Origin of the sequence: Erysipelatoclostridium sp. DFI.2.3 (assembly GCF_019132535.1) — a bacterium.
Lineage (GTDB): Bacteria > Bacillota_I > Bacilli_A > Erysipelotrichales > Erysipelotrichaceae > Clostridium_AQ > Clostridium_AQ innocuum.
The window spans coordinates 52,403-67,382 of record NZ_JAHOOJ010000022.1 but is presented as its reverse complement, the minus strand read 5'-3'; the positions used below and the strand labels follow the sequence as shown (position 1 = coordinate 67,382).

Here is a 14,980-nt window from a genome sequence, read left to right as displayed (position 1 = left end):
CGAAAAAAGGGCCTAAAACCAGATTCACTCAAAAAGTTGTTTTCAGTGTACCCAAAATACAAAAATCATAATAAAAAAGGCTGTGATTTTCAGAGAAACACTAATTTCTCTTACTCGTCACAGCCCCTTTTCTATAGAAAGGGCTCCTTAGGAGTTATCATATAAGAGGCCTCAAAGAGCTTCAAATCGATCATGTTCGAGCGAACGACATCCAGAATATGGGCATAGCATATGCACAGCTGTCTGGAAAACGCCTCCTGATTTCCCTCCAGCAGATATTTAACAGCTTCCATGCTTTTTCGGTTTAATACCGTAGAGCCATGCTGTTTTTGGGGATAGAAGGAGTAATAATAGCCCCAGCACAAGATCTTGCCGAGCTCCGTCATAAGCGTCTGCAGAGTTTTTGAAGGAACATACCGTCGTACGAGTGCCGTCAGACAATCCAGAGGAATCCTGTTTTTATCCTGTAAATCACATTGCAGCTGAAGCAGTGCCTTTGCGGAAATGAAAGGGAATGCTGAACTGGCTGCCGGCTTCATAAGCAGAATCATGAGCTGCAGACCACTGAGATAGCGCAGAGTGTCTTCCCGATAAACCTTGATCTGCATGCATTTTGCGGCAATATCCCCATCCTGCATACAGACGGTAGTTCCTTTGACATTCTGCGTTTTTGCATAGCCAAGCTCATTCAGCGATGCAAGTGCCTTGCGAATCGTAGCAACACTTACTCTGTATTGCGAAGCCAGCTCTGCTTCTGAAGGGAGCCGTGTTCCCACTGCAAGCTTTCCGGTGCCGATTTTATCAATCAGGTCCCTTGTAATCTGAACATGCAGATGATCGCGCCCACGATCGGAATGCCATAAAAAGGGCTTTTCTGTTTGCTTAATGTGCGGGCTCTGCCTGCACAGTTCTTGTATCTGCAGCTCAACTGTTTTCTGTACAGCAGCATACATCCGAGTGAGTCTGTTCATGCTTTCTGTCAGCTGCCGGCTGTACATGGCTTCCTGTACCCATAGAATATTCTGAAACTGGAAGCTGTTTTGTAGGTTTGAAAACTGCTTTTCCTGAAAGAAGAAGGTTGGCCGTGCATACAGCTCAAGGCTGGAGAACAAATCCCGAAAAAACATATTGCGGGTCTGATCCAGCAGGGCATAGAAAAATTTCAGATTTGTCTTCCATCGAAACGCTGCATTTTTCGCTGAAGCTTCCTTTACCTTTTCCTCCAGCCGGTGCAATGCATAATCGCTGCACACCTGGACAGAGAAGGAAAGAATACGCGGCATGATCAGCGTCATAGTAGCATATACATCCCGTAAAGAGTGCTGATTTTCTACAATATACCTGATGGCCGCAGATTTCTGCTTTCTTTGATCCTGCCGATATATGACGATCATCGGTTTTCGTTCTTCCGTTTTTATGTAGCCCTCCTGCTTCAGCCGTACCATTACATCCCGCACGGTACGGACTCCCACATGATACAGCTCACTCAGTCTCATAATAGAGGGCAGTGTGGAGCCGAAGGGGATTCTTCCACTGATGATTTCCTCCCGCAGACTGTGATACAGATATTCAAAAAGAGTTTCCTTTCTTTGCATACATGACACCTCATTCTTATTTTAACATGTTTTTTTGGTCATACTATATGTATATGTACACAAATTTATCGTTGTCTTTTCGAAGGGGCATGATAAAATTTTGCTGAAAGAATAGGGAGGCTGCGCTATGCGTCACATGGAACTCATACCGGATGATCTGCAGTGTGCTTCTGTCCTGCTGTTCATGCTCCTGCTGCTGATTCTGGCATTTCTGGCGGGAGCGTATCTGGCGAACCGCGGGGCCTGGACTGGCATATTCCTGCATGATCCGTTAACAAAGGGGATGAAGCCGATTCAATTTCAGAACAGAGTAAAGCGGCTGCTGGATAAGAAGCCGGCCATTGCAGCTACTCTGGTGCTGTTAAATATCGAGCATTTCCAGCGGATCAATCACCGCTATGGAATGCAGTTGGGAGATGAGGTGCTGTGTCAGGTGTATAAGGTATTGTGCCAGCATCTTGACGCCAATGAATTTATGGCAAGAGAAGAAGGCGATTCATTTTTTCTCTTTCTTCTCACACAGGATACGTCCCTGCTTCAAAATCGAATTGATGAAATACAGAAAGATATTCATAAGCAAACTGAAAATCTGCAGTCGATTATCCGCTTGCGGCAGGGCGCCTGTCTCGTTGACGGCACACAAAAGGATGTTGATTTGCTGATAAATCGCGCTAAGCTTGCACTGCGTCAGTATGTAAGCGGAAAGGGCTGCGTTTTCTATGATGCTGCCCTGATGGAAGCTGTCCGGCGCGAGGAATTGTTGAACAGCCTGTTTGCAAGCTCGTTGCGGCAGCATGAGTTTCAACTGTATTTACAGCCCAAGGTAACGCTGAAAACAAATCAATGCACCCATGCGGAGGCACTTGTTCGCTGGCATCATCCCCGTTTCGGAAACATCTGTCCTTCTGCATTTATTCCTGTCTTTGAAAAAAACGGATATATCATGGAATTGGACCGTTACATGTTTGAGGAGGTGTGCAGATACCTGCAGACACGCAATGCAGCGAAAAAAGAGAAGCTCATGATTTCAATCAATATATCCCGCCGGCATTTCCAGAACCCCGCTTTCCTTGAGGAATATGCAGAAATCAAAGAACGCTATGGCATAGCAGACGGACAGATTGAGCTGGAGCTGACAGAGTCTGTTTTTTTCAATGAGGAACAGATTGCATTGGTAAAGCAGGCAGTATTCCGGATGCATCAGCTGGGCTTTCGCTGCTCTCTGGATGATTTTGGTTCCGGATTTTCTTCTCTGGGCTTATTGAAAAGCTTTGATGTGGATGCCATTAAGCTGGATCGTATCTTTTTTGAGGACATTGCACAAAAGAAAGCACAGGATATTCTATGCTGTCTGATTGAGCTGGCTCACCGGCTGCACATACAAGTTGTTGCAGAGGGGATTGAAACCGAGGAACAGCTGGATTTTCTTCGCACGACAACCTGTGATATGGTACAGGGCTATTATTATGCCCGTCCACTTCCTGCAGCTGAGTATACCGCATGGCTGGAGCAGTTTCATAGTGTGGAGTAGCTGCATGATGCAGTATATAAGTCACGGGGACTACCGGCTGTATTGCCCTTTCTGACTACATGCCGGATGCATAGCTGCTGTACGACTGTGATTTCAGGCACATGTATCATAAAAGCTTATAATCCCTAAAAAGTGCATTCATACAATTATTATTCAGCCTGTTTACATCATGAAAAACAAAATTACAATGGGTACTGTTGTTATGTACATCATTCTCTCTATGTTTGAGTTCTTTCATTCTAATTTGATGTGTATGTCCTTCTTCCTGCCTGTTGATAAGAAAAAGAGATTTCAAATCTTTGGTCAACACTGCATCTGATCAGCAGATTGCAGCATAGCTCCATTGAATAGAAGTCTCTTTTTATTTCCTTAGGATAAATTTCTGCCGCTGCAGCTTTATTCTGTTTCCACCCGATGATAGAAATCCTCCTCACTGCATGGCTTTGCATAGATGAAGCCCTGTACCATATCACAGCCGGTATCCTGCAGCATATCCAGCTGCTGCGTACACTCAATGCCCTCCGCAACAACCTTCATATCCAGTTCCTTGGCCATGCTGATCATGCTTTTTAAAATTGTTTTGTTGCGCTCCACATGACTGCTTTGATCAAAGAATACCCTGTCCAGCTTTACTACATCCACCGGAAGATCCTTTAACGCATTTAAGGAGGAATAGCCGGAGCCGAAGTCATCAATGGAGCAGCAGAAGCCGTGAGAGCGAAGCTTTTCCAGAATGGTGAATATCTCCCTTGTGTTCTTTAACAGGATATTCTCGGTAAGCTCCAGCTCTATGATGCCGTCCGGTATGTGATATTGATTCTTGATCGCAATATAGGAATCAGCAAAATCCTCCTGATATAAATGGATACGGGATACATTAACAGAAATCGGAACAACTGCTTTTCCTTGCGCGAGCCGTTTCTGAATGGTCTGGCAGACGGATATAAAAACATACGTGTCCAGCTTGCGGATGAAGCCGTTTCGTTCAAACAAGGGAATGAATTCTCCGGGACTGGTAAAGCCGTGTCCCTTGCGTTGCCAGCGAAGTAGTGCTTCTCCTCCCAGAATCTGACTGCCGTCCAATGCGTATTTCGGCTGAATGACATGCAGGAATTCCCCGTCCCTTAGGGCCTGTTCCATATGCTGTTCCATCTCGGCATCCCGTAGCAGAATCTCGCGCATCTCCTCATTATAGAACTGCCATGCAGCGGTGGAATCATCATGAATCCCTGTCTGAGCCATACGGGCCCGATCCACCAGCGTGCTGATGGTGCTGTCAATGTCGGCATCCTCCTGTAAACAGATACCGATACGGATAGGGATGTCATGCCTGTTGTCCACACCTGTGGCGGAAAGCGTGAGAATCTGCCTGCATGTTTCTGTGATTTCCTCTTTCTTTGCATAAGGGGTAAGCAGGATGAAATCATCGCCGGAGATACGGCAGCAGATATCCTGCTGCTTTGCCACAGAGCGTAAAATATCCGCAACAAACAGCAGCACACGATCCCCATAGCCATAGCCCTCCATATCGTTTAAAAGCTTAAAGCCCATAATATCCAGATACAGAACAGCAACCGGCTGTTCTTTTTTCTCCAGAATCAGCTGTCCGTCCAGTAGAAACTTCTCATAGCGATATAAGCCGGTGAGATTGTCATAGAAGGCAAGCTTTTCGATTTCCTTCTGATGCTTTTTACGATTTCTGTGATACAGATAGCCAAACGCAGCCAGAACCAGCATTATGAACAGACACAATGCAATTGTCTGTTTGATAATACTGTTGGCCTGCTGCATGATGATGCGGTTGGGAATGATGGACACAATATTCCAGTTATCGCCGTTATACAAGGGTACATAACAAAATATATATTCCTCCCCCTGATAGCGGAACTGAGCCGCCCCCGTTTTTGATTCCTTTAAGCGCTGTTTGAAGAAATTCAGCTGTTCTTCGTCATTTCCCTGCAAATCAATGATGTCAAACAGATTCTGGAAGGTGCGGTTGCTGTCCTTATGCAGCGAGCGAATCAGGACATCACCATTTTGATTCACTACATACGAAAATCCGGTCTGATTGAAAAAAGAGAGGGAGAAGCGTTCGGTCATGGAAGTCAGCGGTCTGGTTTTCTGTGCAATTCCCTGTGTACCATCCCGAAAGGTAAAGCGTTCAAACACACCGATCGTTTTTACACCGGTATAGCCGTCGAGAAACGGATCGCGTATACTGCTTCCACTCATTTTGGCATACATCTTTCTCTGCTCCTTTGTCATGCGCGGTATCTTTTCCGGAAGATTGGAGTAGGTGATTCCGCTGGACAGGTCGCTGCAGTAAAAGGAGGTGCCGTCTTCATTGAATACACTGACGATTTCCTGAATGGAATTTTTATCAGCTGCACTGGTTTTCTGCAGCTCCCGCACAAACAGATGCAGGGTATCGTAATCTTTTTCTATATAGGTATCCAGTGCATGAGAGCCCTGCTGTGTGACTTCGATGATATCTGTCACAGACTTCTCCCAGAGTAAAGATTTTACATTTGTTACAAAGGCAATGGCTGCCAGTATGATACCAGTGGCAGATACAATGGAGAACAGGATAAAGAAAGAGCGTTTAGTTATTGTCTTCATGGCTGTTTTCCTTTCGTATCTGTGCAAGCTGTTTTCGAAGGTCTGCGAGAACAGAAGCCCGTTCTTCCTTTTTTAACAGCTTTTGTGTACTCTCACGGGTGAGGTTCCAGATGGGATAGATCAGATTGTCATCGGCACCGATCACACTTCTGCCGTTGGTGAGATACGGCTCCATAGGCTGTATGGCAATGTCCTGCGCCATCTGTTCATCCTTTAAGGGACTGAAGGAGCTTTGGCTGTTTACAAATTTCCATAGGACATCCTTCTGTGTCAGATACTCCACAAACTGCTTTGCTTCCTTCACATGCGGACTGTTCGCATTGACACTGATGCGGGTATCAATATTGATCACCATTGCACAGCCATCTTCGAGAATGGGATAAGGATGTATGGAAAAGGTGAACTTCGGTTGCAGGTCGCGCAGACGTGGAGCAGCCCAAGCACCGGTCAGCATAAACGGCTGTTCTCCTTTGGCAAACAGAATCAGATCATCCTTGGTCTTTTCTGTTTTAAGAGCCTCATCGGCATCGACATAGCCACGCTGAATCATTTCCTCCACCAGTGCAAAGCCGGGCTCCAGTGTCTTAGCAAGATCGCGTTCCCCGGTATTGAACTGCTCCATAGCCGCATCCTTATCCTGTTGCTGATACACGGGATACAGTCCCTTTGCCAGAATGATGGTCTTTAAGGAAATATCATTGTTCGCCACGATGGGGGTGATTCCTTTATTTTTGAAATAGGCACAGACATCCATAAATTCCTGCAGATTCTTTGGTATTTTCTGCTTATGCTTCTTTAAGAGGTCCTCATTGCAATACAGACCGAAAGCCGATATGGAGGTTGGAACATACTGCAGGGTGTCGTTTGCATTCATTTGATTTCTCACAAGATCACTGAAATCATAGATTGTTGAAAGGTCGGACAGATCTGCCAGAACGCCCTTTTTTTGCAAATCAAGCATAGAGGCCTGATCAACCATGAAGATATCGTCACCGTTTTTGGTGCTGATCCGTTTATCAAGCACTTCGTAGTAATCCACACCCTTAATGCCTTCATAGGTGATGGAGATATGCTCGTTCTCCTGCATAAAGTCACGCAGGCTGTCTTCAATCGCTGTGACATTGATTGCTTCATATTTATAACCGAAAAATGTCAGCTTTGTTTCCGGTAATGACGCATGTGTTGTATCCGGCTCATATGATGTGATTTTCTGTCTGCCGCAGCCGGTCAGAAAAAGTGCAGCTATCAGAATGCCCATTCCCAAGTGTTTGCTATTCATCTTGCGCTCCTCACTTCCTGAATCCGTAATCTGAACCCAGGTGTTGTATACTGCTGTGATTTGATGATTTTAAAGCGTTGTATGTAATGTTTTCCGTATGGAAATTGTATCATAGAATATCGTTGAAAGCAAACAGACAGGCAGAAAGCAACACACTGTATCAGCGTTTTTTTCATATCCGCTGTATTGATTTTGTAGGATGGAAGAGTAAAGCTGCGTGATAGGCTTGCTGTCGTGATGGTTAGAAACTGTTTCCTATCTGTGCTTAGGAAGCGCAGGCTTGCAGGCAGTCATACAGATAGTAGCTGCCTTGTTACCGCTGTGTTTGAACTGTCGACAGTGTCTGCTTTTGATCGCAAATCGAAAATCACATATCCCATACTCCGGATACAGGTAGATGAAGAGGACTGCAATCACATGTACGTTGATGAATTGGATCTAGCAGGGAATATGGAAATCGGGCTATGCTAATAGAAAGGGGTACAACGCAAAAAGCGATGCCCCCTTTTCTTTTGATGCTATTTTTTTATATACTGAATGACGGCTTCAAAAATATATGTTTACCTGTCAAAATTTCGCATTGGAGGATTCAATGGAAGCAAGCCGAACGCCAAAGCGGTGCTTATGGAATCCTGCCTGTGACTATAAGCTGTAGAACAGCCTGAGGAACCCTTTACGATATCCGTGCGTGAATCATGCATCCTCTTTTAAGGCGTAACCAAGTTCCATCTGCTCAATTCGCCTTGTCAACAGAGCTTTTATGAACAGATATGCGACTCCTCCGGTGACAAATACCAGAAAATACACGTAACCCGGGATATAGACGCTCAGATTGCCTGTGAATTTCATAAAGGCAAATTTCATAAGATAGCGCAGAGCAATATTGCATAAGGGGAGAGCCGCTGTAAGGGATGCGAGCACAACAAGGGTGGTGGCATGCAGATACAGACTGCGAATCTCTTTCGCTGTATAGCCCATAACCTTCAGAAAGGACATGGAAATGGCATTGCGGTCAATGACAAGCCGGGTGAGGATATACAATACCACCAGATAAATCGCAATGGATACCGAGGTCAAAACGGGAAGCAGCTGGGAAAAGGCTTGCGTCATCTGTTCATTGATTTTCACGAGATCACTGCGCGTTACTACGCTTTGGACATATGCTTCCTCGATATCCAGCGGTTGATTGGAAAGATAGCCGTTGAAATAGGTATGGTCCTCATGCAATAGCTGATTCAGCTGATTTCTTGGCATAAAAGCAGAGAAACCGGTATTATATGGATAGATGTCCTGAATGGTGAAGGAATAGGCTTTATCACGGTAGGGATTGCGGAGAGTGATTGCATCGCCAACCTGCAATGACATCTTAGATGCGAAATCAGAAGAAATAACAATGCTTTTGGGGTCTGATGAAAGTGTCATATCCGTGTAATAGCCGGAATTCGGCCCGAGTCCGTACAGGGTCACATCCAGATCGAGGTCACCCCCCACATAATAGGCCTTCAGTGAGGTCAGCGTCACCTTTTCTCCGTCCGCCTGCACCGGTGCTTTCAAAAGATACTGATAATCACAGCGGCTGTCTGCCTCCAAGTTCCTGATATACTGTTCCATGGATGGGGTCAGGATGAGAGCGAACATTAAGAGAAAGCTGGCAAAGATGATACCGAGAAACAAAACGAGATAGCTGCCCTTATTTTGCAAGATGATCCGAATGCGAAAGCGCTGAAAAAATGAGCTGCCGTGCAGGGGGATATAGCGGCGCTGCCGATGCCTGCGCAGATCTTTTCGCAAAAAGCGAAGCGGGGATAGACGCAGTCTGCGCTTCAGAAGCATATACAGAATCAGCATCATGAAAATAAACGGCATAACGGTAGTGGACAGCAGTGCTTCCCAGACAGGCTGTATGGAGAGCGGCGGCAGACAGTAATTGCTGTAATACATGTCTGTAAACAGGTTTGGGAACAGTGTATAGCCTATAAGGTTACCGATACCTGCAGATACGATGATAAGTATTGTTGGAAGCATCATATAATGCTGAAGCAGCTCCCGTCTGGTATAGCCGCTGGCTAGCAGTGTACCGATAACGGATGCCTGTTCCTCTATCATTGTTTGTGATATGACGACGAAAATGAAAGCCAGAATCATCAGGATGATGTACAGCAGTGTCTGAACCATCGGAATATCACTTCCCATATCATTTGGCAAAAAGGAAATGGCCTGATTCATCTGTGCAGTTAATAGATTTTCCAGCACTGCCCCCTCCTTGATACAAATTTCCTGTATATCATCGGCTCGTTTTTGTTTTTGAAAATCATTCAGCTCTCGATCATCCAAATAATAGCTGTAGCTGTAAACCATACGATCATTGGACAGCGTCTGAAAACCGGTATCTGTGACAATCGCGATACCGAAATGGATGGGATCCATCATCATATCACTGTTTTTCTGAATCAGAGAGGTATAATCGGGGACTGAAATCAGTCCGGTGATGGTCATGCTTTTGCCTGACATGCGTATCGTATCCCGGATGTTATAGCCGTTTTTCAATGCAAAAAGGCGGTCCAGAGCGATTTCCGTTTGTTTGTTCGGCATACGACCCTCATGCAGTGTGGCACGGTTGATGTCAAAGCGTTTCCGGTATACGCGCACCATGGTATCCCTGCTGACTGACTGCTCTGTATAAAATTGCTCGTACACCTTTAAACCGAGTGCTTCCAGCTTTGTTTTGGTCTTTACATCCATCCTATCCCGCAGGGCAAGCTGTCCGTCCTCCACCTTACTGCTGATCTGATCCTTGATCAGCAGCTCTTTGGCACTGTAGGCAACGCTGAGAAAGCCGGTTACTACACCGATCATGAGGATCAAAACAAGGGAAAGAGAAATATAACGGGAGCGGTTGCGAAGAAATTCTTTTTTTAAAGTCTTATGCAGGGGATTTCGCATCACGATCACCTACCATTCCAGTGCATCAGCCGCTACACGCTGTGCATTGCAGTGCACCTGGGTGATACGGCCGTCCTTCAGCCACAGGACACGATGTGCCATATCGGCGAATGCCGCATTATGGGTCACAAGAATCACGGTTGTTTGAAAATCGCGGTTGATTTCCTCCAGCAGTCGCAGTATGTCTCTGGAGGTATGATAATCCAGAGCACCCGTCGGCTCATCACATAGAAGAAGCTCCGGATTTTTCGCCAGTGCCCTACCGATGGCACAGCGCTGCTGCTGACCTCCGGACAACTGGTTCGGATACTTATTGCGATGCTGTGTCAGCCCCAGCCTCTCCAGCAGGTCTTCAATGGATTTGGGATGTCGTCCAAGATATGCTCCGGATTCCATGTTTTCCTTTACCGTCAGATTGCTGACAAGATGGTAGGATTGAAAGACAAAGCCAAGCGTATGTCGCCGATAGAGGGCAAGCTCCTTATCCGGCATCCCTGCCAGGTCCTTGCCGCCAATCAGTAATTCTCCTTTATCAATGCGTTCAATGCCGCCAATCAGATTTAAAAAAGTGGATTTACCAGAGCCGGAGGGCCCCAGCAGTACACAGATTTCTCCCTGCTCAATGCCACAGCTGATTCCCTTCAAAACCTGAACGCGTGCTTCCTTGTTTCCATAAAACTTCTCTACATTGTTTGCCTGCAGATACATACAACTTCCTCCTTTATTGATATGCCTGGCATAACATAACGCTGTTATGTTATGCGGTAAAAGAAAAGGGGAGTATTCCCCTGATCTAGTTTTTGACGGCCTGTTGATACAGACCCTCGAATCCACCCCGCAGAAAGGTAACGACAATGCGAATCTGATGCAATGCCTGTTCCTGAGAGTAGTGATGAGATAATATGTGCAGAAATGCCTCGACCTGTATCTGGGAAAGCCAGTGCAATGTGCACGCATTGAATACCGTGTCATCGTCCTTCACCATCGCAGAGATGATTTTCGTATTCCGTTTGACCAGGTAAGCAATGATCTGCTCGGTGAAATCCTGATATGCGGATCCCCAGGAACAGTTGAACAGCAGCTCGAGTGCCGTTTCATGTGCATAGTAAAAGGAAATCAGCTCCTGAGCAAAGCGAATATCATGCTCCATATCCATGAGCTGGTCGGTATTGCTGTACACCTCTTCCTCAAAGCTGGTATGCTGGTAAAGCATCTGCATGACTGCTTCTGCGGCATCCTTGACCAGGGCATGAAACAAGGCCGATTTGTCCTTGAAGAAAAAGTACAGGGCACCTGTGGTAACGCCGGCATTCCTGCAAATGGTTCTCAGGGATGCTTTTTGATAGCCGTTTGATAAAAATTCACGGCTTGCGCTTTCCAGCAGTCTTTCGCGTGTTGTTTCCTGCTGCATTCTCTCACCTCCTGCACATAACACTGTTATCTTATATCCTTTGTCGTATTCTGTCAAGGGGTGTCATTCATAAGGGGATAGGAGTGTATTTGCGTAACCGCTTAACCGAATATGCGCATTCCATCTTGCATAAGCGATTACGGCATGCTATGATGAGCTTATACGAGTGGGAGGGACCTATGGAACGTTATCAAATACAAAGCAAGGACTGTCTTTTGCAGGTGTATGCCTGTGGTAGATTTGACAGGGGCACAGCGATTATTTTTCTGCATGGCGGACCCGGCAGCGGTGCACAGGCGATTATGGAGCTGCCGGCGTTTCGTGCATTGGAGGAGGATGCCCTTTGTATCCATTTTGATCAGCGGGGAAGCGGTGCATCATCATATGATTTGAAAAAGGGTCTGTGTATAGATACACTTACAAATGATGTCCTGCGTGTGATACAGGATACCAGATCACGCTGGAGTGTAAAGCGTCTGTATGTATGGGGTGGCTCCTTTGGCGGCTGTCTGGCTGCTCTGTGTCTGGAACGGTTTGCGCAGGAGCTGACAGGCTGTATTCTGAGCTCACCAGCAATCAGCTTCAGCCGTTCACAGCTGCTGGAACAGTTTGAACGCATGTCCGCAGCTTTTCGTGTGCGTATGAAGGAGCTGCCTCAAAAAGCAGAGGATCCGCCCACACCGGAGGCTTTGTTTGCGATGGAGGATTTTCGTGCCTTTATTTACAGTGCAGACAATCCATCTAAATCTCTTCGTCATATCTGCGCGATGTCATCCTGGTTTTTCCAACACAGCTTTCACGGCCTGTTTGATGCCTGTGAAGTGCCGCTGCTGATTCTGCAGGGGAAGGACGATCCTGTCTGTAGCTGGAGGACGCTGTATGATGAACTCGCCGCATGCGAAAGGAAAACAATCATCAAGCGTTTCTATGAGCATTGCGGGCATGAGGTGTTCACTGATCAAAGAGATGCCTTTCTGAAAGAAATACGAGCTTTTCTAAAGGAGGAACCCGTATGCTAGTTTATGTATGCTGTGCGACCGGAAATACCAGCGGTATGTTTTGCAAGCAGATCCAAAAGGCAAGCTGCAGGGAACAGATTTATGTGGAAGAAATACATGAGCTGGGAAATCATCTGGAGGATGCCCTGCGGGAAAATGATCTTGTCCTTGCTTACGGCTCTGCGGAAATCATTGACGAAAAATTCATTCGCCGCTATCACTTCGAATATCACATGCAGGCCATCTGGCTTGCACCGCAGATGCGTTACTTAAAGGATTCCATGAAAAAGAAGCTGAATTGCTTTGATATTCCCATACATATCATCGATATGAAAACCTTTGGGAAAATGGATGGAAAGCAGGCACTTCAGTATATTCTGAATGCTATGATTTGATACCTTTCCATATGTCGTGAAAAAGAGCTGCTGTCGATAAGGTTGATTTCTGCTCAGCAGGGTGCAGAAATAAAAAGCTAAAATTAAAAGAAGAAATAAATTCTGATAATACAGGAGCTTATTTCTTCTTTCATTATATTACAGCCTGTGAATTATCCATTGACAGATAAGAAAGAAAGGTTTTTTTTATCTGTTTTTTGCATATGCAACCTGTATACGGAAGCATAGACATCCGGAAAATGCAAGTATGTGGGAGTATCTGTGAAAAGTCTTTATCTGAAAGCTGTGGATGTGATGCCTCTTTCATGAAGCCATTGCGGATATTCTTTTTTCAGAAGGCTGTAATTGCAGGCATCCACGATACCGCGGTTGCTGCGGTCTGCCTCTCTTGCCGTCCCTTCATAGGTAAGTCCGCAGGAACGCATGACTCTTCCGGAATTCGGATTATCCGGATCGTGCCTTGTTTCTATGCGGTTTGCCTTCACCTCTTCAAACAGAAAGGGAATGATGGCTGTGAATGCTTCACTGGTGATATGCAGATGCCACCATTCTTTTCCTAAGCAATAGCCGATATGTACCAGATCCAATTCCTCATTCTGAGCGACAACGGATATACTGCCAATGACATTATGCGGATGTTCCTGTAATGCAATGGCCCATTGATAGAAATTCGGCTGTGCATAGCTTGTAATCCAATTCTGAAGAATACGACGAGTGACATTGACATCCGGATGCGGCGGCCAGGTCAGAAAACGGCATACATCTGGATCACTGGCCCAGTTATGAAACATCGCCTCTGCATCCTCTATGACAAAACGACGCAGAAGCAGTCTTTTTGATGTAATGACAGTAGTTCCTTTATGCTCCATAAGCTGTCCTCCCTTTATTTCTGCTATTTATTATGGCATAAAGGTACAAAAACCGCAAGCTGTGATACGAGGCGTCTGCAAATGAAACAGCCTTTATTTTGATTCTTCCCGGGCTGATTCTTTTATTGCTTTTGCATTGCCGGGCCTTACCGTCAGGTGGCAGAGAATATTCATTTTATTTACTTTCTGTGTTTATTTCATTTATATACACTTTCCTGCGAATGGCAGTCGGTTTCATATATTGCACTGTTGTCATTTACATATAAAAAAAGGCCTGCGGATCACAGACCTTTCAAGCCCAGCTGACTAGTAACCGCAGCGGGCGTTTTTCATACAGCGAACGAATTCACGAGCACAGCGGTTTTCTCTGTTTCTACGACGCAGAGCAGCACGTGCTACACATTCTGCTTCATACAGTGCAGCGTTGTCGTTGTAGTAATCGTTGTTGCATCCACATCCGCTGTTCCATTCAGAACGGTTGTACCCGCAGCCATCATTGAAACCAAATTCTCTGTTACATCCACAATTGTTATACATATTGAAATCCTCCTTTTATTTTCTGAGATCATCTTTGTATCTCAGTATAAGATATGTGAAGATGCAACGCCTATCTAGGCGTATTGCGCTATCACAGGGAAAAGATATATAGGGCTTTGCAAGGTAAGGCTGCATGCCTACGGACAACTGCACAATTTTGAGAGAAACCGCTGTTTTTCTTGAATTGTAAACTTTCTGTTTCTATTCTTCGGGAATCATATTATAATAAAGCTAACAGATATGAAGGTGTACAACATGAAAATTCTATTGATGTCCGATACACATGGAGAGTTAAAGACTGCAAGAAGCATTTTGCAGGAGCACGCAGCTGCAGACTTGAAAATCCATCTGGGGGATGTCGGCTTTCCGTTACGGGAAATCGATGAATGCACCATTGTGAAAGGCAATCATGACCGCACACAACGGCTCCCCAAAAAGGTAAAGCTGACGCTGGAGGGACGTAAGGCAATCTGTCTGCATGGTGATATCTTCGATGATGAAACTGTACAGGAGGTTCTCGCAATGCACCATGTTCCAAACGATGAAATCATGGGTCTGTGCATGCGCACCCTGTATGGAAAGCTGGCAGCCTATGCGAAACGAAAGGGTTGTGACACGCTGTTTTTCGGACATACGCATCATCAGTGCTTTACCGAGGTTGACGGTGTCGTTTTGATCAATCCGGGTTCTGTATGCTATGGGACTCCGCATAGCGGATATGCTGTGGTGGAGATCCACGGCTGCTGTATCCGGGCACAGCTTCTTGCTGTTGAAAATTGTTAAGCTTTTGTTATCCGTATCCC

At 45.7% G+C, this 14,980-nt stretch carries 12 protein-coding genes; 4 read left to right on the top strand and 8 right to left on the bottom strand.

Going from position 1 to position 14,980, the window contains the following annotated elements; genetic code table 11:
• Positions 1–131: 131 nt before the first annotated feature.
• Positions 132–1,595, bottom strand: a complete 1,464-nt coding sequence (locus KSZ58_RS18185; protein WP_009270814.1) for a GntR family transcriptional regulator — start codon at positions 1,593–1,595, stop codon at positions 132–134.
• Between the two features lie 127 nt (positions 1,596–1,722).
• Between KSZ58_RS18185 and KSZ58_RS18180 the strand changes: the two genes are divergently transcribed.
• Positions 1,723–3,126, top strand: coding sequence for a bifunctional diguanylate cyclase/phosphodiesterase (locus KSZ58_RS18180; protein WP_009270813.1), 1,404 nt, complete (start codon positions 1,723–1,725; stop codon positions 3,124–3,126).
• A 396-nt stretch (positions 3,127–3,522) separates the two neighbouring features.
• Here KSZ58_RS18180 and KSZ58_RS18175 read toward each other — a convergent pair whose 3' ends face one another.
• The 5 genes from KSZ58_RS18175 to KSZ58_RS18155 all read right to left on the bottom strand — a co-directional run bounded on the left by KSZ58_RS18175 (position 3,523) and on the right by KSZ58_RS18155 (position 11,378).
• Positions 3,523–5,745 carry an EAL domain-containing protein gene (locus KSZ58_RS18175; protein WP_008817831.1) on the bottom strand — a complete coding sequence of 741 codons (2,223 nt, stop codon included), beginning with the start codon at positions 5,743–5,745 and terminating at the stop codon, positions 3,523–3,525.
• Positions 5,729–7,024, bottom strand: a complete 1,296-nt coding sequence (locus KSZ58_RS18170) for an ABC transporter substrate-binding protein (RefSeq protein ID WP_009270812.1) — start codon at positions 7,022–7,024, stop codon at positions 5,729–5,731. The genes KSZ58_RS18175 and KSZ58_RS18170 overlap by 17 nt, the downstream gene beginning before the upstream one ends.
• Before the next feature lie 693 nt (positions 7,025–7,717).
• Complete coding sequence (locus tag KSZ58_RS18165) at positions 7,718–9,967, bottom strand: ABC transporter permease (RefSeq protein WP_009270811.1); 2,250 nt, start codon at positions 9,965–9,967, stop codon at positions 7,718–7,720.
• A gap of 9 nt (positions 9,968–9,976) precedes the next feature.
• A complete protein-coding gene (locus KSZ58_RS18160) occupies positions 9,977–10,675 on the bottom strand; it encodes an ABC transporter ATP-binding protein (protein ID WP_009270810.1) in 699 nt (232 codons plus the stop codon).
• 85 nt (positions 10,676–10,760) lie between these two features.
• Positions 10,761–11,378, bottom strand: a complete 618-nt coding sequence (locus tag KSZ58_RS18155) for a TetR/AcrR family transcriptional regulator (protein ID WP_008817827.1) — start codon at positions 11,376–11,378, stop codon at positions 10,761–10,763.
• Positions 11,379–11,557: 179 nt separating this feature from the next.
• Here KSZ58_RS18155 and KSZ58_RS18150 point away from each other — a divergent pair, with 179 nt between their 5' ends.
• Together KSZ58_RS18150 and KSZ58_RS18145 are read left to right on the top strand one after the other, a co-directional pair.
• A complete protein-coding gene (locus KSZ58_RS18150) occupies positions 11,558–12,397 on the top strand; it encodes an alpha/beta fold hydrolase (protein ID WP_009588240.1) in 840 nt (279 codons plus the stop codon).
• Positions 12,391–12,771 carry a PTS sugar transporter subunit IIB gene (locus KSZ58_RS18145; protein ID WP_008817825.1) on the top strand — a complete coding sequence of 127 codons (381 nt, stop codon included), beginning with the start codon at positions 12,391–12,393 and terminating at the stop codon, positions 12,769–12,771. The genes KSZ58_RS18150 and KSZ58_RS18145 overlap by 7 nt, the downstream gene beginning before the upstream one ends.
• 272 nt (positions 12,772–13,043) lie before the next feature.
• Here the strand turns inward: KSZ58_RS18145 and KSZ58_RS18140 are convergent, their stop codons facing one another.
• Positions 13,044–13,640 carry a GNAT family N-acetyltransferase gene (locus tag KSZ58_RS18140; protein WP_008817824.1) on the bottom strand — a complete coding sequence of 199 codons (597 nt, stop codon included), beginning with the start codon at positions 13,638–13,640 and terminating at the stop codon, positions 13,044–13,046.
• A gap of 306 nt (positions 13,641–13,946) precedes the next feature.
• Entirely contained in the window at positions 13,947–14,177 is a 231-nt protein-coding gene (locus KSZ58_RS18135) for a hypothetical protein (protein ID WP_008817823.1), read from the bottom strand.
• A gap of 255 nt (positions 14,178–14,432) precedes the next feature.
• On the opposite strand from KSZ58_RS18135, the gene KSZ58_RS18130 reads away from it, so the two are divergent.
• Positions 14,433–14,960, top strand: a complete 528-nt coding sequence (locus KSZ58_RS18130) for a metallophosphoesterase (protein ID WP_009270808.1) — start codon at positions 14,433–14,435, stop codon at positions 14,958–14,960.
• Positions 14,961–14,980 lie beyond the last annotated feature (20 nt).

What these genes read in the sequence shown, in the direction of transcription:
- KSZ58_RS18185 (WP_009270814.1), bottom strand. Translation starts at nt 1,595, where the DNA reads ATGCAAAGAAAGGAAACTCTTTTTGAATATCTGTATCACAGTCTGCGG.
- KSZ58_RS18180 (WP_009270813.1), top strand. Translation starts at nt 1,723, where the DNA reads ATGCGTCACATGGAACTCATACCGGATGATCTGCAGTGTGCTTCTGTC.
- KSZ58_RS18175 (WP_008817831.1), bottom strand. Translation starts at nt 5,745, where the DNA reads ATGAAGACAATAACTAAACGCTCTTTCTTTATCCTGTTCTCCATTGTA.
- KSZ58_RS18170 (WP_009270812.1), bottom strand. Translation starts at nt 7,024, where the DNA reads ATGAATAGCAAACACTTGGGAATGGGCATTCTGATAGCTGCACTTTTT.
- KSZ58_RS18165 (WP_009270811.1), bottom strand. Translation starts at nt 9,967, where the DNA reads ATGCGAAATCCCCTGCATAAGACTTTAAAAAAAGAATTTCTTCGCAAC.
- KSZ58_RS18160 (WP_009270810.1), bottom strand. Translation starts at nt 10,675, where the DNA reads ATGTATCTGCAGGCAAACAATGTAGAGAAGTTTTATGGAAACAAGGAA.
- KSZ58_RS18155 (WP_008817827.1), bottom strand. Translation starts at nt 11,378, where the DNA reads ATGCAGCAGGAAACAACACGCGAAAGACTGCTGGAAAGCGCAAGCCGT.
- KSZ58_RS18150 (WP_009588240.1), top strand. Translation starts at nt 11,558, where the DNA reads ATGGAACGTTATCAAATACAAAGCAAGGACTGTCTTTTGCAGGTGTAT.
- KSZ58_RS18145 (WP_008817825.1), top strand. Translation starts at nt 12,391, where the DNA reads ATGCTAGTTTATGTATGCTGTGCGACCGGAAATACCAGCGGTATGTTT.
- KSZ58_RS18140 (WP_008817824.1), bottom strand. Translation starts at nt 13,640, where the DNA reads ATGGAGCATAAAGGAACTACTGTCATTACATCAAAAAGACTGCTTCTG.
- KSZ58_RS18135 (WP_008817823.1), bottom strand. Translation starts at nt 14,177, where the DNA reads ATGTATAACAATTGTGGATGTAACAGAGAATTTGGTTTCAATGATGGC.
- KSZ58_RS18130 (WP_009270808.1), top strand. Translation starts at nt 14,433, where the DNA reads ATGAAAATTCTATTGATGTCCGATACACATGGAGAGTTAAAGACTGCA.